Annotated in this window: 10 protein-coding genes; 3 read left to right on the top strand and 7 right to left on the bottom strand. The window is 66.4% G+C overall.

Features of this window, described 5'->3' with window-relative positions; translation table 11 throughout:
- Positions 1-27 precede the first annotated feature (27 nt).
- From AC07R0_RS24680 to AC07R0_RS24705, 6 genes are all read right to left on the bottom strand, one after another.
- Positions 28-3144, bottom strand: coding sequence for an efflux RND transporter permease subunit (locus AC07R0_RS24680; RefSeq protein WP_495106870.1), 3117 nt, complete (start codon positions 3142-3144; stop codon positions 28-30).
- A gap of 9 nt (positions 3145-3153) precedes the next feature.
- Positions 3154-4305 (bottom strand): efflux RND transporter periplasmic adaptor subunit, encoded by a 1152-nt coding sequence (locus AC07R0_RS24685; RefSeq protein ID WP_495106871.1) that lies wholly within the window; start codon positions 4303-4305, stop codon positions 3154-3156.
- 25 nt (positions 4306-4330) lie between these two features.
- The gene (locus AC07R0_RS24690) at positions 4331-5770 is read right to left on the bottom strand and encodes an efflux transporter outer membrane subunit (protein ID WP_495106872.1); all 1440 of its coding nucleotides are present in this window, start codon (positions 5768-5770) and stop codon (positions 4331-4333) included.
- Between the two features lie 181 nt (positions 5771-5951).
- Positions 5952-7595, bottom strand: coding sequence for a sensor domain-containing diguanylate cyclase (locus tag AC07R0_RS24695; RefSeq protein WP_495106873.1), 1644 nt, complete (start codon positions 7593-7595; stop codon positions 5952-5954).
- 536 nt (positions 7596-8131) lie between these two features.
- On the bottom strand, positions 8132-8539 hold the full coding sequence (locus AC07R0_RS24700; RefSeq protein WP_495075516.1) for a hypothetical protein: 408 nt from the start codon (positions 8537-8539) through the stop codon (positions 8132-8134).
- Between the two features lie 21 nt (positions 8540-8560).
- On the bottom strand, positions 8561-9853 hold the full coding sequence (locus AC07R0_RS24705) for a hypothetical protein (RefSeq protein ID WP_495106874.1): 1293 nt from the start codon (positions 9851-9853) through the stop codon (positions 8561-8563).
- A 203-nt stretch (positions 9854-10056) separates the two neighbouring features.
- Between AC07R0_RS24705 and AC07R0_RS24710 the strand changes: the two genes are divergently transcribed.
- Positions 10057-12420: a bifunctional diguanylate cyclase/phosphodiesterase gene (locus AC07R0_RS24710; protein WP_495106875.1), complete on the top strand. Its 2364-nt coding sequence runs from the start codon at positions 10057-10059 to the stop codon at positions 12418-12420.
- 57 nt (positions 12421-12477) lie between these two features.
- On the opposite strand, the gene glnE is transcribed toward AC07R0_RS24710, so the two are convergent.
- A complete protein-coding gene (gene glnE, locus AC07R0_RS24715) occupies positions 12478-15237 on the bottom strand; it encodes a bifunctional [glutamate--ammonia ligase]-adenylyl-L-tyrosine phosphorylase/[glutamate--ammonia-ligase] adenylyltransferase (RefSeq protein ID WP_495106891.1) in 2760 nt (919 codons plus the stop codon).
- 49 nt (positions 15238-15286) lie between these two features.
- Here glnE and AC07R0_RS24720 point away from each other — a divergent pair, with 49 nt between their 5' ends.
- Complete coding sequence (locus AC07R0_RS24720; protein ID WP_495106876.1) at positions 15287-19333, top strand: YhdP family protein; 4047 nt, start codon at positions 15287-15289, stop codon at positions 19331-19333.
- Complete coding sequence (locus AC07R0_RS24725; RefSeq protein ID WP_495106877.1) at positions 19330-20145, top strand: carbon-nitrogen hydrolase family protein; 816 nt, start codon at positions 19330-19332, stop codon at positions 20143-20145. Before AC07R0_RS24720 ends, AC07R0_RS24725 begins: the two co-directional genes overlap by 4 nt.
- Positions 20146-20148: the final 3 nt, after the last annotated feature.

A 20148-nucleotide genomic window follows, 5' to 3' on the forward strand; every position in this document is an offset into this window, starting at 1 on the left:
AGGTAGTATCTGCGCCAGAAGCTCCTATTACGATAGCGCCTTGGGCTGCGGTGCCGGGGGCAGCTGGGCGGGCCCCGGGGCGGGTTTGCCGCGTAGCTTCGCGCCCATGCGCTTGAACCAGTGCTCTAGGTCGTCGATATAGGTGAACACGGCAGGCACCACCAGCAGGCTCAGCACCGTGGAGGTGATGAGGCCGCCTATCACCGCCACCGACATGGGGCTGCGGAAGCTGCTGTCGGCGGCGCCCCAGCCTAGGGCGATGGGCAGCATGCCGGCGCCCATGGCCAGCGTGGTCATGATGATGGGGCGGGCGCGTTTGTGGCAGGCGTCCAGCAGGGCCTCCACTCGGGTCATGCCGTGGTCTCTTCGCGCCACGATGGCGTATTCGACCAGCAGGATGGAGTTCTTGGTGGCGATGCCCATCAGCATCACCAGGCCGATCAGCGAGGGCATGGAGAAGCTCTTTTGCGCGATCAGCAGGCCCACGAAGGCGCCGCCCAGCGACAGCGGCAGCGCGCACAGGATGGTGACCGGGTGCAGGAAGTCTTTGAACAGCAGCACCAGCACGATGTAGATGCACAGCACGCCGGTCAGCATGGCCAGGCCGAAGCTGGCGAACAGCTCGCCCATCACTTCCGCGTCGCCCACCTCCACCACTTTCACGCTGGGCGGTAGCTGCTGGATGGAGGGCAGCTTTTGCACGGCGGCGGTCACGTCGCCCAGCGGCAGGCCGGACAGTTCGATTTCAAAATTGACGTTGCGCGTGCGGTCGTAGCGGCTGATGACGGCCGGGCCGCCGGTGGTTTGCAGCGTAGCCACCTGGCCCAGCATCACCGGGCCCTTGCTACCCGGCACGGCCAGGCGTTCCAGCACGGCCAGGTCTTTGCGCGCTGCGTCGTCCAGCTTCACCAGGATGGGCACCTGGCGTTGCGACAGGTTCAGCTTGGGTAGCGACGTGTCGTAGTCGCCCACGGTGGCGATGCGCAGGGTTTCGCCGATGGCGTTGCTGGTCACGCCCAGGTCGGCGGCGCGCGCGAAGTCGGGGCGCACGGCGATTTCCGGGCGTATCAGGCTGGCGGTGGAGGCCACACTGCCCAAGCCGGGGATGGTGCGCAAATCCTTGCCCACGGCCATGGCGGCCTCCTGCAGGGCCACCGGGTCTTCGCCGCTGAGCACCAGCACATACTTCTCGCCCGAGCCGCCCAGGCCCACCTTGCTGCGCACGCCGGGCAGGGCCTCCAGCGTGGCGCGCATGCGGTTTTCAATCACCTGTTTGCGCGGCCGTGCGCCGCGGTCGGTCAGGGTGATGGTCAGCGTGGCCTTGCGGGTTTCGGCGGTGCCGGCGGGCGCAAACGGGTCGCCGCCCACACTGCCGCCACCCACGGTGGTGTAGATGCTTTTCACATCCTCCAGCTGGGCCATCAGCAGGCGCGCCTGCTCGGCGACCGCGCTGGTTTGCGCCAGGGTGGAGCCGGGTGGCAGCTCCAGCGTGACCTGGGTTTGCGAGTTGTCGTCCGGCGGGATGAAGCCGGTGGGCAGCAGCGGGATCAGCATCACCGAGCCGATGAAAAACAGCGTGGCGCCGACCATGGTCAGCACCCGGTGCTTCAGGCACCAAGCGGCCCAGCGCATGTAGACGCGCAGCCAGCCGGGCTCCTTCTCGGCGGTGACGATGGGCTTGAGGATGTAGGCCGACATCATTGGCGTCAGCACCCGCGCCACCACCAGTGAGGCCACCACGGCCAGCGCCGCGGTCCAGCCAAACTGCTTGAAGAACTTGCCGGCAATGCCGCTCATGAAGGCCGTGGGCAGGAACACCGCCACCAGGGTGAAGGTGGTGGCGATGACGGCCAGGCCGATCTCGTCCGCCGCCTCCATGGCCGCCTGGTAGGGCGTCTTGCCCATGCGCAGATGGCGCACGATGTTCTCCACCTCGACGATGGCGTCGTCCACCAGAATGCCCACCACCAGCGACAGCGCCAGCAGCGTGATCACGTTGACCGAGAAGCCCAGCCAGGCCATGCCGATGAAGGCCGGAATGACCGACAGCGGCAGCGCCACGGCCGACACAAAAGTGGCGCGCCAGTCGCGCAGAAACAGCCACACCACCACCACGGCGAGGATGGCGCCCTCGTACAGCAGATGCATGGAGCCGGTGTATTCCTCTTGCACCGGCGCCACGAAGTTGAAGGACTCGGTCAGCGTGATGTCGGGGTGCTGGGCCTTGAGTTCGTCCAATGCTTTCAGCACCGCCGCGCCCACCGACACCTCGCTTTCGCCGCGACTCCGCGAGACTTCAAAACCGACCACTGGCTTGCCATTCAGCAGTGCCGACGAGCGCTGCTCGGCGGTGGTGTCGCTCACCGTGGCCACCTGGTCCAGGCGGATGCGTCGGCCGTCGCTCAGCGCCAGCTGCAGCTGGCCCAGCTCTTGGGCGGTTTGTACCGTGGCCAGGGTGCGCACGGGCTGCTCGCCACTGCCCAGGTCGGCACGGCCGCCGGCGCTGTCCAGCTGCACCAGGCGCAGCTGGCGCGAGATGTCGGCGGCGGTGGCGCCCAGGGCCTGCAATTTGAGCGGGTCCAGCGACACACGCACCTCGCGCGTCACGCCGCCCACGCGGCTCACCGCGCCGACACCGCGCACGGCCAACAGCTTGCGCGTGACGTCGTTGTCGACAAACCAGGACAAGGCCTCGTCATCCATCTTGGGGCTGGTGATGGTGAAGGCCAGCACCGGCTGGGCCGCCATGTCCATCTTGGCGACGATGGGGTCGCGCACATCGGCGGGCAGGTCGCTGCGCACCGTGGCTACGGCGGAGCGCACATCGTCCACCGCTTCTTGCACCGGCTTCTCCAGCCGGAACTCGGCCGTGACGACCACGCCGCCATCCTTCACCGAGGTGTAGATGTGCTTCAGGCCCTGCACGGTGGCGATGGAGTTCTCGATCTTGCGGGCCACCTCGGTTTCCAGCTGCGCTGGCGCTGCGCCGGGCAGCGAGGCAGTGACGGTGACCGTGGGCAGATCGATGTCGGGAAAGTTCTGCACCTTCATCGCGTTGAAGGACAGCAGGCCGGCAAAGGTCAGCATCACGAAGAGCATGACCGCCGGAATGGGGTTCTTGATGGACCAGGCGGAGACATTCATAAATGCTCCTTATTTGCTAGCTGCTACCGCAGGAGCTGCCTGCGCTGCGGTCGTATTGGGCTTGGAAGTCTCCAGCACGCGCACCAGGTCGCCATCGTTCAGGAAACCGGCGCCGCTGGCCACCAGTTGTACGTCGGGCGGCAGCGGGCTCAGCAGCTCGACCCGGTCGCCGATTTGCCGGCCGGTTTGCACCTTGATTTGCGTGACGCGCTTGTCGGCGTTCAGCCGGTAGACGTAGCTGAAGGCATCGCGCACCACCACGGTGGTTTGCGGCACGGTCAGCGCATTCGTCTGGCCCAGCTCGAACGCGCCCTTGGCGAACATGCCGGCTTTCAGGGCATTGCCTGCGGGCAGGTCCACATAGACCAGGCCGGCGCGGGTTTGCGTATCCACCGTGGGGGCGACCACGCGCACCTTGCCTTTGACCGGCGTGCCGTTGGCCGTGCTGACCTGCACGTTGGTGCCCGCGCGTATGCGTTCCAGTTCGCTGGACGTGACTTCGGCGCGCCATTCCAGCCGGCCCTGGCGCACCATGCGGAACAGCTCGGTGCCGCTGCCCAGCACGGCGCCTACGGTGGCGCTGCGGGCGCTGATGACGCCGCTGTCGGGGGCCAGCACCGTGGTGTTTTTCATGCGCTGCTGCTGCACCACTACCGTGGCCTTGGCGGCTTCGACGCGGGCCTTGGCGACCTGCTCGGTGGTCAGGTACTGGTTGATCTGCTGCTCGCTCAGGGCACCGGTGCTTTGCAGGGTGCGGGCGCGGGCGGCGTTGCCGGCGGCGTCCAGCGCATTGGCCTGGGCCTCCAGCAGATTGGCCTTGGCCTGGGCCAGGTCGGCCTGCACGCTCTCGGCGGCGAAGGTGGCCAGCACCTGGCCGGCACGCACCACGTCGCCCACATTGGCGCGCACCTCCTGCAGGCGCAGGCCGGCGGCCTCGCTGCCGATGCTGGCCTCCTGCCAGGCGGCGACGTTGCCGTTGGCGCTGAGCTGCAGCGGCCAGGCCAGCGCTTGCGGCTGCACGGTGGTGACGCTGAGCGCCGGCTTGGGCTGGGCCTGGGGCTTGTCATCCGCCGCTTGGGAATTGATAGAAAAAAGGCCTGCAGCGCAGATAGACAGTGCGCAAGCAGCTGCGAAAACGATAGCGTTGGGTTTGAAAGTCATGCGGTGTGTCCAGGGTGTGTCAGGGCTATTGCGCAGTGTTTGCGTTGCTGGCGGTGGTGTTGGCATCGGGGCCGGGCCAACCGCCGCCGACGGCGCGGTACAGGGAGACCCAGGCCAGCAGGCGCTCGCGCTGCAGGGCGATGACGTTGGTGTCGGCGGCCAGGGCGTTGCGGCGCGCGTCTTCGAGTTCGGGCAGGCTGGCTACGCCGGCTTTGTAGCGGGCTTGGGTGGCCTCGTACGAGGCCTGGTAGCCGGCGGCGGCGGTCTGGGTGTCGGCCATGCGCTCGTCGCTGCTGCGCAGGTTGACCAGGGCCTCCTCCACCTCGCGCACGGCCTGGCGCACCTTGGCCCGGTACAGGGCCACGGCCTCGGTGTAGCGGGCCTGGGCGGCGTCGATGTTGGCGCTGCGCACGCCGCCGTCCAACAGCGGCAGCGACAGGCTCAAGGGCCCGATGGACCAGGTGTTCATGTCCACATTGCCGCCCCCGGTGCGGTAGCTCAGGGCGCCGATATTGCCGCTTAAAGCCAGGCGTGGGTAGCGCTGGCCCTGGGCGTTGCCCACGTCGAAGCTGGCGGCGGCCACGTCGCGCTCGGCGCTGAATACATCGGGCCGCTGGGCCAGGGCCTGGGCCGGAATGGATGCTATGGAAAACAGAGCTATCTGCGCAGAAGGTGCGGGCGCTGCAGCCAGTTTTTGTGCCAAGTCCGCCTCCGGCAGCGCGGTTAGCGCCACCATGGCTTTCAGGTACAGATCGCACTGCGTGAGCTGCTGGTTGAGGCGGTTATTCGCCTCGGCGGCACTGGCGCGGGCCAGCGCGTCCACCGCCGGGGCGGTGAAGCCGGCGCGGGTGCTCAGGTTGGAGAGGCGGGCCGTCTCTTGGCGCGAGCGGGCGTCTTGGCCGGCCAGACCGCGCAGCAGGGCGCAGGCGCGCACATTGACGTACTGGTTGGCCACCTCGGCGGCCACGGCGACACGGGCGTCATGCCATAGCGCCTGGGCGCCTTGCTGGCGTGCCTGGGCGGCGTTCAGCGCGGCGCGCTGGGTGCCGAACAGGTCGATCTCCCAGGCGGCCTGCAAGCCGCCTTGCAGCGTGGTGGCGACGGGCGTGGCGGGTTGTGAAATACCCCGGCTGGCGCTGGCCGATGCGTCCAGCGTGGGTCCGAGTGCCGCGCCCGCACTGACGGCGGTGGCGCGGGCCTGGGTGATGCGCGAGGCGGCCGAGGCCACGGTGGGGCTGGCGTTTTGCGCGGCTTCAATCAACTGCACCAACAGTGGGTCGTCCAGCCGCTGCCACCAGCTGGCCAGGTCGCCCAGGTCACCGTGGTGGGGCATGGTGGAAGGCAGTGCCGCCTGCCACTGCGCGGGCGCTACGGCCGCCACGCTGGGGGCCGGCGGCGGCGTGCTGGCGCAGGCTGCGAGCCACAGCGGCAGGCTGCACAAAAGAGTCCATCGGGGCACATGCATGCAGAAAGCTCCTGGGGGATGGGGGGCCTATAGTAATGGGGGGGACCTGGCTTGTAGAAAGCCTGGCTGGCATATGTCCGCCAAGGGGTGGACGCCGCGCCGCCATGGTGCCAGAGACGGCGCTTGGTGTTTTCGCAGCCGCGTATCGGATTGTGTCGATTTATGTCAAAACCACAGCTTCTCAGGCGACCGGCGGGCCCACCTGGTCGCGGTGGCAGATGCGGTTGCGGCCCAGGTTCTTGGCGGCGTAGAGCGCTTCGTCGGCCTGTATCCGCAACACGTTGGCGTCGCCGCGCTGGCCGGTTTCGCAGGTGGCGATGCCGATGCTGAATGTCAGGTAGCGGTCGGTGGGCGAGCTGTCGTGCGGCAGGGCCATTGCCGCCAGGGCCAGCATGCATTTGTCTGCCATGGCGATGGCGCCCGCCGCATCGGTTTCGGGCAGCAGCAGGGCGAACTCTTCGCCGCCTATGCGGGCCGGCAGGTCTTGCTGGCGGCAGAGGTCTTTCAGCAGCGTGCCGACTTTTTGCAGGGCCACATCGCCCATGGGGTGGCCATACAGGTCGTTGTAGCGTTTGAAGTGGTCCACGTCCAGCACCAGCAAGGACAAGGGGGCGGGCCGGCGCGCCAGGCGCACGATCTCGTAGGCCAGGCGCTCGTCGAACTGGCGGCGGTTGGCGATGCCGGTGAGCGCATCGGTACTGGACAGTGTCTCCAGCGCATCCACCTGGCTGTGCAGCACCTGTAGCAGGGCGTTCACCCCTTGGGTCAGGGCGCCGATTTCATCGGGCCGCTTGGCAGTGAGTATGCGGTCCCAGCGCCGTGAGGAGGTCATCATGGCCAGATCGGCCTGTAGCTGGCGGATGGGGCGCACCAGCCAGTGGTGTATGGCCAGCAGCAACACCAGGCCGGTGACCAGGGCCAGCGCGGCGAGCTGCCAGGCCACCTCTTGCAGGATGCGCTGGGCCTGCAGGGCCAGGTTGCGCGGCAGGTTCATGTGCACGGTGGAAAGGGGCTTGTCTTCCAGGTCACGCAGCAGGTAGTGCAAGGTGATGTTCTGGGGCTCGTAGGTGGCGTGCACCTGGCGGTTGCTGAAGTATTTGAACTTGGGCAGCTCCCAGGCCAGCTCGACCGCGCTGGGGCTGTTGGGTTCCTCGGCGTGCGGTTCTATGGAAAAGGCGGCGCCGGCGTTTTGCGCGATGACGGCCATGGCGCCGTCGTCCAGCTCCTGCACCATCACCACCAGGCCGGCGGCAGCGCCCTGGCCGTCGCTGTGCACGATGGGCGTCCAGCACACGGCGGACAGGATCTTGCTGGCCTGCGTCAGCCCGCATTCGGTGGGCCTGGACTGCCAGGGATGGGCGGCCCAGCGGCGCTGCAGGGGGGCCAACGCCTGCTCTGCATGCACCAGGCTGCCGTCACTCTGGGGGCGCCTGCCCATACCAACCAGCTGGCCCTGCTGGTCTACCAGCAGCACGGCGTTCAGATGCGAGGTCAGCATGGCGGCATCACTGAGGTTGCTGTCTTCAAAGGCTTTGCTGCGCTGCTGCATGTGGCTGTACAGCTCGTCCCAGAAAGCCCAGTCGTGGTTGAGGATGCTGAGGGCTGCGAGCTGCTCGTCAAAGCCGCTGGCCACGCGCTTGACGCTGTCTTGGGCAAAGTGTTTTTCGATGGCGTCGAAGGCGGGCAGCAGCTTGCTTTGCATCAGCATCAGGCCCAGCCCGCCCATCAGCCCGAATACCAGCACAAACAGGGCGACGATGCGCGGGCCAATACCAAGCCCGCTCTGGGCCAGCCGAGCAAGCGGACCTTGTCTCAATGGGCCCATGGCGCAAACGCGAAGGTATGCATAGCGGCACAGCTTAGCGCTGTATCGGGGGCATAGCAATGCGGACAAAAATCTGGCGGGAGGGGCCGCCGGATTCAGGGCTCAGAGGTCTTAAACGGTGCTTAGCCAAACACCGCATGCCACAGCGCCAGCACCGCGTAGAAGCGCTGGTGCAGATCGCTTGGGCCGAGCACGCAGCGTGCGCGCGTCATTCGGTATAGAGGCTATGAAAAACGGAGCTATCTGCGCAGAATTTGCGGGCGTTGCAGCCAGTTTTTGTGCAAGGTCCGCCTCGTGCAGCGCCACCATGGCTTTCAGGTACAGGTCGCACTGCGTCAGCTGCGGTTGAGTCGGTTATTCGCCTCGGCGGCGCGGGTGCTCAGGGCTGACAGGCGGGCCGTATCCCGCCCTTTGGGTTGGGCTGCAATTGGGTGTGTAGCGTGCACCATCCAATGTGTGAACGGCCTGACGGTGACAAAACTCAAAAACGTGCGGAGCTTCGGGTGAGACCAAGCGGTCAGCTGCCGTTTCCAGGATCAGTCCAGTGTCAGGACCACTTTCACGCTGGCGTCGGCATCGGCTTTGTCGATGTAGCCCACCAGCTTGGGGTCGGCGGCGACCGCTTTCTTGACAGCGGCGGCGTCGGACACTTCCTTGGGTGGCATGCCCCTGCCACTGAAGACTATGCGCGACCACGCGGCCTTTACCTGTGCGGCGTCGCGCTCGGTTGCCTTCTTGTAGAAGTGATCACGGGTGGCATTGCCTTCGGGCAGATCGAGCGGATGCAGCTCGGCCGAACGGCCCAGGTAGATGTTGGCGATCTGCTCCTTGCTGAGCGGGCTGGCGCTGGGCGCCATGACGACTGCCACTTGGGCATGGGTCGAGCTGCAAAACAGGCTAGCCAATGCGAGGATCAGCGCAAGTTCAACGGATGATGGTTTCATGGTGTTCTCTCGGCGGTGGCGTCAGAACACGAAGTCGATAGCGACACTGACGAGGTTCAGCTTGCCGCCGGGCTGGTAACTGGATGATTTGTTGACCAGTGGGCCAAATGAATTCGATCCAAGGTCGATGTGGTCGTACTGCAGCTTGGCGGCAGCGTTTTTCATGAAGTCCCAACGCAGGCCCAAAGTGATGCTCTTTTGTGTCGGGGCCGGGATGCTGTTCGCCAGGCCGATCACGCCGCCGTTGAGTGCGGTGGCGCCGGCAGCCAGCTGAGGCGGCAGTCCTGCGGTGGATATCCCGGATTCATTGAGCTGGGGCGTTCGGGTTGCCGCGAGCGTGGCATAGGGTGTCCACGCGCCGACCCGATAGCCCGCGGTGACGTAGCCGGAGTTGGAGTTGCCGAATGCGCCACCGGCAATGAGGCGCACGTACTCGCCCGCGAAAAACCAGTGACCGGTGTCGTGCGAAACGCCAATGGCCAAGGTCTGCCGGGACAAGTCCTTGAGGCGGTACTTCTGCGCCAATGCATAGGCCTGCGCACCCGCTGCCTGGATGCTCGGGACGGGAATGGCCGAGGCCGAGGCGCCGAAGCCGTTCAGCCCATCCTGCAGCTGTTGCACCGACGACGAATCGATGTCTGCCTTGACCAAGACATAGCTGACACGCACGCTCGTCGCGCCCATCTCGAGCGTGTTGTTGATGCCCCAGCTCGATTTGGCCCTGGCAGTGACGTCGAGGGGTATCTTGGCCGTGCTGCTGCCGTAGAACGCGGACAGGCTGTTCACCGCGTCGCCAAAGTGCGACACATGGGTTGCGTCCACGCCGTCGTTGCTGGTGAGCGTGTTGATGAGGTAGACCTCCTCCGGCGGGCGTACCGAGGGGTTTGCGTAACCCACGAGGCGTGTTTCCGACACCATGAAGCTTGGCATCGCGATGCGGCCCACACGCACACGCAGCGCGGGCGAGAACTGGTACTGGACATTGGCCCACTCGACCTGCGGTGTCCAGCTGTTGTCGTACTGGTGCTGGGCCACGACCTGCACCACGGACGACAATTCGGACGTGAGCCTGGCCGTGACCTGGCCGCCTAATCTGCTGTCCGGGCCGAAGCTGGTGGCCTGGGTGCGGCCCGCGCCACTGGGCTGCTGGTTGCTGCCTACGAAATCGGCCTCACGCTCACTTGAATGCACGGCTGCGAGCGTGCCGAAGCCGCTGAACGACCAGATCGAGGGGTCGCCTTCGGCGGCCTGGGCCGCCCCGGCCAACGCCAGCGACAGCGCGGCCACAAGCGGCCGCAACCGAATATTCGTCATATGGTCTTCCCAAGAACCCTGGTATACCCCCCGGTATCGGTATGGGGTAAATAATTTCAGGTGCTTTGTACTGTGCCTGAGGATACACGCGCTTCCGCCTCAAGGATGCCGCATAGACCTTTCGGTCGCCGCCGGGTTATCCTGACGCGACATCATCGCTGGGGCCGAGGCCCAACAGGTCTGGGAGGTATTTGGAGACTGCAATGAAACTAAAGATACGCAGCGTTGCGCAGGCGCTTATCGGGCTCCGCGCCGCCGGTGCTACGGCCAGGTTGCGGCGTTACCTGGCGCGGGTTACCGAGCCGGCCATGCTGTTTCCGGCGATCACGATTTTGGTTCTGGGCGTTGTCTGGGGCACGACCCTGAATCTGGTCAAGGTCGAGCGTGCGGCCGCCGAACATGCCGCGGCCGTATCGAGCGACGAACTGGCTGAAACCTACGAAGCGCAGGTGGTGCGCGCGTTGCGCGAGATCGACCTTACGCTGAAGTTCGTCAAGTACGCGTATGAACTCAGGGGCAGACAGGCCGTGCTGCAAGAGCTGAAGGACAAGTCGCTGTTGCCGCCCGCACTGTTGTTTGTCGTCAGCATTGCGGACAGCACGGGCAATGTTGTGGCGAGCACCAAGCCGTCCACTGCGGTCAATATCGCCGATCAGGACTACTTTCAGATCCCGCGCCAGGTCGATACCCTCTCGATCGGTCAGCCGCCGCACGGCCCAAGCATCGGCGAAGGCAAACTGCATTTCAGCCGCCGGCTTGACACAGCGGACGGACGGTTCGCCGGCATCGTGACGATTGCCGTGGACGCTGCCTACTTCGTCAGCGGCTACGAGACGTCCAAGTTGGGCGAGCATGGCGTGCTCGGCATTCTGGGAGTCGACGGCGTGTTTCGTGCCCGGCGTACCGGAGAAGCAGTCTCTGCCGGCGACACGCGCGGCTACACCGCTGTGCTGCCGGCCGCGAATCAGGCAAGCCGCGAAGCGGAACTGTCCACCAACTCCTGGGATGGCGTGCTGCGCTACACCAGCGTGCGCCAGCTCTACGAGTTTCCGCTCGCCGTGATCGTCGGGCTATCGGCGGACGAACAGCTTATCGCCACGCGCCAGAGCCTGCACACCTATCTATGGCGGGCTGCCGCCGCCAGCTTCATACTGATTCTGATCGCCGCCGTGTTAAGCCGCATGGGCCGCCAATTGGCGGCCAGCCGCTTGCGTGTCGTCGAAGAGCAGCTGGCCCACGCCGCACGCGTCGAGCACCTTGCGTACCACGACAGCCTCACGGCGCTGCCGAATCGAAGCCTGTTCAGCAAGCTATTGGGTCAGAGCATCAACCAGGCGCATCGCTACAACAAGCGGCTGGCGGTGATGTTTCTCGATCTGGACCGCTTCAAACAGATCAACGACACCCTGGGGCACGAGGCCGGTGATCAGCTGCTGCAGGAGGTTGCGGCCAGGCTCAAGGCTTGTCTGCGCGACAGCGACACGGTCGCCCGGCTGGGCGGCGACGAGTTCGTCATGTTGCTGCCGGAATTGGCGGAGGAAGCGTATGTCGCCACCGTAGCGCAGAAGATTCTTTCCGCCGTGGCGCGACCGTTCGTGCTGCTCGGCCAGGAGTTTCGCGTCACCGCCAGCATCGGCATCAGCACCTACCCGCAAGACGGCCTGGACGAGCAGACCCTGACGAAGAATGCCGACATCGCGATGTACCAGGCCAAGGAAGAAGGCAAGAACAATTTCCAGTTTTATTCCGAGGCACTGAACGTCAACTCGCTCGAACGGCTCACGTTGGAGTCAAGCTTGCGACACGCCCTGGAACGTAGCGAGTTCGAGCTGCATTACCAGGCCAAGCGCGACATCCGCAGCGGCCGCATCACCGGCATGGAAGCTTTGTTGCGCTGGCAGCATCCCGACCTGGGCATCATCGCGCCGATGCAGTTTATTCCGATCGCGGAAGAAACTGGTCTGATCGTCCCTATCGGGAAATGGGTGCTCAAAACCGCCTGCCTGCAAAACATGGCTTGGCAGACGCAGGGCCTGCCGCAGCTGAGCATGGCCATTAACCTGACGGCACGGCAGTTCTTTGACGACGGTCTGCTGCCCGACCTGGCGGCGATGCTCGCGGCTACCGGCATGGACGCACACCTGCTGGAGCTGGAAATCGCCGAGAGCCTTCTGATGCGCGATGTCGAAAGAAGCCTCGGCATCCTGGCCGGACTCAAGGGCATGGGCATACGGATCGCCATCGACGACTTCGGCGTCGGTTACTCGTCGCTCGCCACGCTCCAGCAATTCCCGCTCGACACCATCAAGATCGATCGCTCCTTCATCCGCGACGTTGCCAGCCTCGACGAGGACAAGGCGCTGACCGAGGCGATCATCGCGATGGGCCGCACGCTGAGCCTGACCGTCGTGGCCCAGGGCGTGGAAACGAAGGCGCAGGCCGACTTCCTGCGCCTGAACGCCTGTGACGAATTCCAGGGCTTTTATTTCGATGTGCCCATGCCGGCGGATCAGACATCGATGTTGCTGCAAACACAGAAGGATGTTGCAAGCGGTGAGGCCAGGTAGGCAGTCTGACCAGGCTCTTCGGCGTCTTACTGTAACTGCCGATGCCTTGAATCGAACCTAACCAAAAACGGTCGACCACAGCGCCAGCACTGCGTCCCGCTCGGCCTGCAACGGCTCGGGGGCGACCTGGGTGGGGGTTTCATTCAGGCGTGCGTGGTGCTGTACCTTGCGCAGCACGCGGTAGGCATTGGCGGCTGCCATGCCTACGCCCGGGGGCAGCAGGCCCACGGTTTCGGCGCGCTGCAGCAGGGCGATATTGCCCACGTTGTCCTGTAGTGCCGGGTGTTGGGCCGCGTGGGCCAGCACCAGGTACTGCACGGCGAATTCGGCGTCCACCATGGCGCCGGGGCTGTGCTTCACGTCGAACTGGCCGCCGCGCACCGGGTGGGCGCCACGTACCTTGTTGCGCATGGCCACGATCTCGGCCTGCAGCGCAGGTAGGTCGCGTGGTGCGGTGATGACGGCCTGGCGCACCGCGTCAAAGCGCTGGTGCAGATCGGCGGGGCCGAGCACGCAGCGCGCGCGCGTCATGGCCTGGTGCTCCCAGGTCCAGGCGGTGTTGCTGCCACGGCCTTGCTGGTAGCTGGCGTAGGCGTTCAAGGTGGTGACCAGCAGGCCAGAGTTGCCGTTGGGGCGCAGCGCTGTGTCGATCTCGAACAGGTCGCCCTCGGCGGTCTTCACGCTCAGCCAGTTGATCAGCTTGCGCACCAGGTTGGCATAGGCCTCGGGGGCGCGGTCGTCCTCGTCCTCGTAGACAAAAACAATGTCCAGGTCACTGCCGTAGCCCAGTTCCTTGCCGCCCAGCTTGCCGTAGCCGATGACGGCAAAGCGCGGTTCGTCCAGGTGGCGGTTTTTCAGGCGCTGCCAGCACCAACGGGCGGTGACGCGCAGCACCACATCGGCCAGCGCGCTCAGGTCGTCGGCCACCTGCTCTACCGTGGTGCGGCCTTCCACGTCGCGCGCCAGGGTGCGGAACAGCTCGGCATGGTGGGCGCGGCGCAGCAGGTTGAGCAGGGTTTCGTCGTCGTCTTCCTGGGTGGACTTTAGGGCGGCGCGGCGGGCTTCGAGTTCGGCCTCGAATTCGGCGGGCACAAATCGCTCGGACAGCATGGTGTCCGCGGCCAGTTCGTCGATCACGCCCGGGTGTTGCTGCAGGTAGCGGGCCGGCCAGCGGGCCGCGCCCAGCAGGCGCAGCAGGCGCTGGTGGATGGCCGGACGCTCCAGCAGCAGGGCCAGGTAACTTTCACGGCGCAGCAGGGATTCGATCCAGTCCATCCAGCGCAACGCGCCTTCTTCGCTGGCCGTGCCGTCGCGCAGCCAGCCGGCGGTGCGCTGCACCAGGCGCGACAGGCGGGCGCGGGGAGCGTCACGCAGCGCCTGGATGCGGCTGTTTTCGGCCCATTGCAGCAGGCGCGCGCGCAGAGGTTCTTGCAATTGTTCAGCCAGGGTGGCCAGGTCCGGGACATTGCCCAGGTCGTTACTGCCCATGCTCTTGGCGCCTTTGCAGCTGCCGCCCTTGCATTCTTTTTTGCCCGCGCCGCCCAGCAGGGTGTCGAACTCTTGTGCCACGCGTTCACGGTGGCTGTCCAGCTCGCACAGAAAGGCGCAGCAGTCGGGGTAGCCCATGGTGTGGGCGATCCAGGCCAGGTCTTCGTCGGCGGTGGGTAGCACATGGGTTTGCTGGTCGTCCAGGTACTGGATGCGGTGCTCCACCCGGCGCAAAAAGGAATAGGCCTGGGCCAGTGCATCGGCGGTGGCCTGGGGCATCAGGCCGGCGCGGGCCAGGCGCTGCAGTGCGTCCAGCGTGGGGCGGGTGCGCAGCTCGGGGAACTGGCCGCCGCGCACCACCTGCAGCAGCTGCACGGTGAATTCGATCTCGCGTATGCCGCCGCGCGACAGCTTCACGTCGTTCGCGCGTTCGGGCCTGCCGGCGCTACGTCGTGCCGAGTGTTCGCGGATCTGCTGGTGCAGGTTGCGCAGGGCGTCGAACACGCTGTAGTCCAGGTAGCGGCGGAACACAAAGGGCAGCACCACGCCGCGCAGCGCGCAGGCGTCCTGGATGCAGGCGCGCGGCGCCACCACCCGGCTTTTCAGCCAGGCAAAGCGCTCCCATTCGCGCCCTTGCTGCTGCAGATAGTCTTCCAGCGCGTCCAGCGACAGCGCCACCGGGCCGGAGTTGCCATGCGGACGCAGCGCCAGGTCCACGCGGAACACAAAGCCGTGCTCGGTGGTGTCACCCACCAGGGCGTAAATGGTCTTGACCGCTTTGCCGAAGTACTCGTGGTTGGAGATGCGGCCCCGGCCCTCGGGTGTGCCGGCGGTTTCGCCCTCGGTGTTGTAGATGTAGATCAGATCGATGTCGCTGGACACATTCAGCTCGCGCGCCCCCAGCTTGCCCATACCGATGACCCACAGCTGGGCGCGCTGGCCGTCCGGGCCCAGGGGCATGCCGTGCTGGGCGTCCAGGGTCTGCTGTGCGTAGGTGCAGGCGGCGTCCAGGGCGATTTCGGCCAGCACGGTGACCGCGTGGGTCACCACAGCCAGCGGGGCCTGTTCGTCACAGTCCAGGCTGACCAGGCGCTCCATCACCAGCTGGCGCAGGCTGCGCAGGGCGGCGCCGAGTTCCAGGCCCTGGGCCAACAGGGCAGCCAGGGTGGACTGCATGGTTTCAAACACCGGCGGCCCAGGCTGCAGCAGATCCAGCTGGTCGGCATAGCGGCGGCGCAGGCGCTGCACAAAGCGCGAATGCTCCGACAGAGGGGAGGTGGGGGGCTGGCTTATTAACAAAACTTCACCGTTTCGCTGAGGCCGCGCCATAGGGGGGCGAAGCATGGGAGTGATAATTCTTGTTGCATCCATGTGTCCAATGACTGAATCTAAGCCCCAACCTACGCGTCTGCTGCGACTGGCTGCCAAGGCAGCGCCCTGGGGCCTGGGCCTGGTAGCGGCGGCGTGGTTGGTGTTGGCCATCGCTTGGGGGGCCTTGCACGGCTGGATTGTGCCGCGAATCGGCGAGTTTCGCCCGCAGCTGGAAGCGCAGGCCAGCCTGGCTGTGGGGTTGCCGGTGCGCATAGGCTCGATTTCTGCACATTCCACGGGCTGGATACCGTCGGTGGAGCTGCGCGACGTGGCCATACTGGACCCGCAGGGCCGTGAAGCCTTGCGCTTGCCGCGCGTGTTGGCTGCCTTGTCGCCCGCCTCGCTGCTGAAGCTGGGGTTTGAACAACTGGTGATAGACCAGCCCGAACTGGATGTGCGCCGCAGCGCCGATGGCCGCCTGCTGGTGGCCGGGCTGGATGTGTCGCGCGGCGACAGCCAGGACACCCGGGCGCTGGACTGGTTGTTTTCCCAGACCGAGCTGGTGGTGCGCGGTGGCACTGTGCGCTGGACCGACGAGCAGCGCGGCGCCCCACCGCTGGCTTTGAGCGCGGTGGACTTTGTGATGCGCAACAAGGGCCTGCGCCACAGCTTGCGCCTGGACGCGTCGCCGCCGGCCGAATGGGGTGAGCGCTTCAGCGTCATGGCCCAGTTCCGTCAGCCGCTACTGAGCGTGCACCGGGGCCGTTGGAAGGAATGGGATGGCCCGGTGTACGCCAGCCTGCCCCGGGTGGATGTGTCGCAGCTGCGGCAATACACCGACCTGGGCCTAGACGTGGCCCAGGGTGTGGGGGCTTTGCGGCTATGGGCCGAGTTGCAGCACGGCAAGCTGCAGGCCGCCACGGCCGACGTGGCCCTGGCCAATGTGCGCGTTCAACTGGGGGCCGATCTGCAGCCCCTGGCCTTGCAGCAGCTGCAGGGCCGCCTGGCCGGGCGCCCCCTGGCTGGCGGCGTAGAGTTCAGCACCGAGGGTCTGCAGTTCACTACCGACGCGGGCGTGCAGTGGTCCGGCGGCAACGTGTTTGCCCGGGTGCAAAAAAACCAGGGCCAACTGCGCGCCGACCGCCTGGACCTGGCGACCCTGGCGCAGATTGCCGAGCGCCTGCCGTTGGGTCCGGATGTCCATACGGCGCTGGATACCTATGCCCCCAAAGGCCTGGTTGAGCGCATCGAGGCCAGCTGGCAGGGCGATGTGGCGGCGCCCACGCAGTTCCAGGCCAAGGGCCGTGCGACGAACTTGGACGTGGGTGGTGCTGCGGTGCTGGGCGTGCGTGGCGCCACTCTGGACTTTGACGTGAACCAGGCCGCAGGCAAGGCCAGTCTGCAGATCGCCCAGGGCGCACTGGAGCTGCCCGGCGTGTTTGAAGAACCCGTGCTGCCGGTGGACCAGTTGTCGGCCGGCCTGGCCTGGAAGATCGATGGCAAGGCGTTGTCTGTGCAGGTCAGCGATATGCGTTTTGCCAACCCCGACCTGGAAGGCACGCTGCAGGCCAACTGGCACACCAGCGACCCGGCGCGCTCCGGCAGCCGTTCGCGCTTCCCCGGCGTGCTGGACCTGCAAGGCCAGCTGAGCCGGGCCGAGGGTGCACGCGTGCACCGCTACCTGCCGCTGTCGCTGCCCGAGACGCGCCGCTACCTGCGCGAAGCCCTGGTGGCCGGCAGTTCGGACCGGGTGAAGTTCCGCGTCAAGGGGGATCTGCACGACTTCCCCTTTCTGAAGCCGCAGCAGGGTGAGTTCCGTGTGGTGGCCGAGGTAAAGAACGCCACTTACGCCTACTCGCCGCCCAGCCTGCACCCCGCGGGCAGCCTGCCCTGGCCGGCGCTGGAGCAGCTGTCGGGCGAGCTGGTGCTGGACCGCAGCTCTCTGCAGGTTAACCGTGCCACTGCCGTGCTGGCCGGTGCGCCGAACCTGCGCATCAGCCAGGCCGAAGTGCAGATTGCCGATGTGGAGCATGCCGTGGTGGTGTTCAAGGGTCAGGGGCGCGGCCCCCTGCCCGACATGTTGGGCGCCATGGCGCGCTCCCCGCTGGCGGCGCTGACCGAGCATGCACTGGACCGCGCCAGCGGCACCGGCATAGCCGATATCCGCCTGCAGCTGCAGCTGCCGATAGACAAGATCGAGCAAAGCAAGATCCAGGGCAGCCTGGTGCTGAACGGCAACGACTTGCAGGTGGTGCCCGGCACCGTGGGCCTGGAGAAGGTGCGCGGCGCGGTGAACTTCACCGAGTCGGGCTTTACCGTGGTGGGCGGCCAGGCACGTTTGCTCGGGGGCGAGGCGCGTATTGACGGCGGCACGCGGGCGCCGGTGGCGGCTAACTACCCGACTGCCGCTGTGGCCTCGCGCGACGTGGGCCTGCAGTTCCGTGTGCAGGGCGTGGCCACGGCCGACGGCCTGCGCCAGGCCCCGGGGCTGGGTAGCTTGTCGCGCTTGACTGCTCGCATCAGCGGCAGCGCAGCCTATTCCGCGGTGCTGGGCTTGCGCCAGCAGGTGCTGGAAGTGGCCGTCAACAGCACGCTGCAAGGCATGGCCCTGGACCTGCCTGCGCCCTATAAAAAGTCGGCCGAGGTTGCCATGCCCTTGCGGTTTGAGAACGCCCTGCTGCCTAGCCCGGCCGGCACGCTGCGCGACCGCCTGTCCCTGGACCTGGCCGGTATCGGCAGTGTGGCCTATGTGCGTGATGTGAGCGGACCCGAGCCCCGCGTGCTGCGCGGCAGCATGGCCGTGGGCCTGCCAGCGGGCGAGACGGTGGCCATGCCGGAAGAAGGCGTGGCAGCGAACATCCGCGTGGACAGCATCAACACCGATGCCTGGGACCGTATTTTGGCTTCCACCCCTGGCGCCACCGGCCTGGCTGCGGTGGACCCGAACGCGATCGCCTACCTGCCCACCGTCTTGAACTTGCGCGCCAATACGCTCACCGCCCATGGCCGCACCCTGCACCGCCTGGTGCTGGATAGCACCCGCCAGGGTACGACCTGGCATGGGAATGTGGATGCCGAGGAGCTCAATGGCTATGTGGAATTTCGCCAGCCTGGCGGCGGTAGCCCCGGCCGCGTCTACGCCCGCCTGGCCCGCCTGACCCTGACGCCCAGCGCCAGCACCGAGGTCAACACCCTGTTCGACGAACCCACCGAGAGCGTGCCGGCGCTGGACATCGTGGTGGATGAGCTGGAGCTCAAGGGCAAAAAGCTGGGCCGGGTGGAGGTGGATGCGGTCAACCGCGGCATGCGCGACTGGCGGCTGAACAAGCTCATCATCACCACCCCGGAGGCCCAGCTTAGCGCCACCGGCAACTGGACGGCGCTGGCCAGCGCGGCCCTGCCCGCGGCGCCGGGCCTGGCATCCGGCTATATGCCGCACCGCTCGGTAATGAACTTCAAGCTGGACATCAATGATGCCGGTGCCCTGCTCACCCGCCTGGGCATGGCCGGAGTGATCCGGCGTGGCAAGGGGCAGATGGAGGGCCAGGTGGCCTGGGTGGGCTCGCCCCTGTCGCTGGACTACCCCTCGTTGGGCGGGCAGTTCAATCTGGAGGTGGAAAACGGCCAGTTCCTCAAGGCCGACCCCGGCCTGGCCAAGCTGCTGGGCGTGCTGAACCTGCAGGCCCTGCCGCGCCGGTTGACGCTGGATTTCCGCGATGTGTTCAGCGAAGGCTTTGCGTTCGACTTCATCCGGGGCGATGTGCGCATAGACCAGGGCACGGCCAGCACCAACAACCTGCAGATGAAGGGCGTGAACGCAGCCGTGCTGATGGAAGGCAGCGCCAGCATCCCGAACGAAACGCAGAACCTGAAGGTGGTGGTGGTGCCCGAGATCAACGCCGGCACGGCTTCGCTGGTGGCCACCGTCATCAACCCGGCCATCGGCATAGGTTCCTTCCTGGCCCAGTGGTTCCTGCGCCGCCCCCTGACCGAGGCCGCCACGCAGGAATTCCATATCGACGGCACCTGGGCCGACCCGAAAATCACCAAGGTGCCGCATAAGATCTCGGAAAGCAAAGCCGATCTGCCACCCAAGCCAGGAACCACGCCATGAAAGTCGCCGCCATCCAGATGGTCTCCAGCACCAGCCTGACGGCGAACCTGGAGCGTGCCGGCCAGCTGCTGGCCGAGGCGGCAGCCGGTGGCGCCGAGCTGGCCGTGCTGCCCGAGTACTTTTGCCTGCTGGGTCGCAAGGACACCGACAAGCTGCAGATCCAGGAGGCCTATTGCAGCGGCCCCATCCAGGACTTTCTGGCCCGCAGCGCGCGCCAGCTGGGCATGTGCATCGTGGGCGGCACGCTGCCGTTGACCATTGGTGACGGTAGCCGCGTGCGCAACAGCAGCCTGGTGTTCGACGCCACGGGTGCCTGCGTGGCGCGTTACGACAAGATCCATCTGTTCCGCTTCGACAATGGGCAGGAGCGCTTTGACGAGTCGCGCGTGCTGGAGCCCGGCAGCGAGCCTGTGTTGTTCGAGCTGGTGGCGCGCGACGGCCAACGTTGGCGCATCGGCTTGAGCGTGTGCTACGACCTGCGCTTTCCCGAGCTGTACCGGCGCTACGCTGCCCAGGGCGCGGATGTGCTGCTGGTGCCCAGCGCCTTCACCCACACCACCGGCCAGGCCCACTGGGAGCTGCTGCTGCGCACCCGCGCGGTGGAAAACCTGGCTTATGTGCTGGCCCCGGCCCAGGGCGGCCTGCATGAGAACGGCCGCCGCACCTGGGGCCATAGCATGCTGGTGGACCCCTGGGGAACCGTGCTGTCCCAGCATGCCGAGGGCGAGGCCGTGGTGGCCGGCCTGCTGGACGCCGCGCAACGCGACAGCTACCGCCGCCAGCTGCCGGCGCTGGAGCACCGGGTTCTGTGAAAA

The sequence above is a fragment of the Rhodoferax sp. GW821-FHT07F03 genome, from assembly GCF_059418745.1.

Coding starts and splice junctions, on each gene's coding strand:
- AC07R0_RS24710 (WP_495106875.1), top strand. CDS start 10,057: ATGAAACTAAAGATACGCAGCGTTGCGCAGGCGCTTATCGGGCTCCGC.
- AC07R0_RS24700 (WP_495075516.1), bottom strand. CDS start 8,539: ATGAAACCATCATCCGTTGAACTTGCGCTGATCCTCGCATTGGCTAGC.
- AC07R0_RS24690 (WP_495106872.1), bottom strand. CDS start 5,770: ATGCATGTGCCCCGATGGACTCTTTTGTGCAGCCTGCCGCTGTGGCTC.
- AC07R0_RS24695 (WP_495106873.1), bottom strand. CDS start 7,595: ATGGGCCCATTGAGACAAGGTCCGCTTGCTCGGCTGGCCCAGAGCGGG.
- glnE (WP_495106891.1), bottom strand. CDS start 15,237: ATGGCGCGGCCTCAGCGAAACGGTGAAGTTTTGTTAATAAGCCAGCCC.
- AC07R0_RS24705 (WP_495106874.1), bottom strand. CDS start 9,853: ATGACGAATATTCGGTTGCGGCCGCTTGTGGCCGCGCTGTCGCTGGCG.
- AC07R0_RS24725 (WP_495106877.1), top strand. CDS start 19,330: ATGAAAGTCGCCGCCATCCAGATGGTCTCCAGCACCAGCCTGACGGCG.
- AC07R0_RS24720 (WP_495106876.1), top strand. CDS start 15,287: ATGACTGAATCTAAGCCCCAACCTACGCGTCTGCTGCGACTGGCTGCC.
- AC07R0_RS24680 (WP_495106870.1), bottom strand. CDS start 3,144: ATGAATGTCTCCGCCTGGTCCATCAAGAACCCCATTCCGGCGGTCATG.
- AC07R0_RS24685 (WP_495106871.1), bottom strand. CDS start 4,305: ATGACTTTCAAACCCAACGCTATCGTTTTCGCAGCTGCTTGCGCACTG.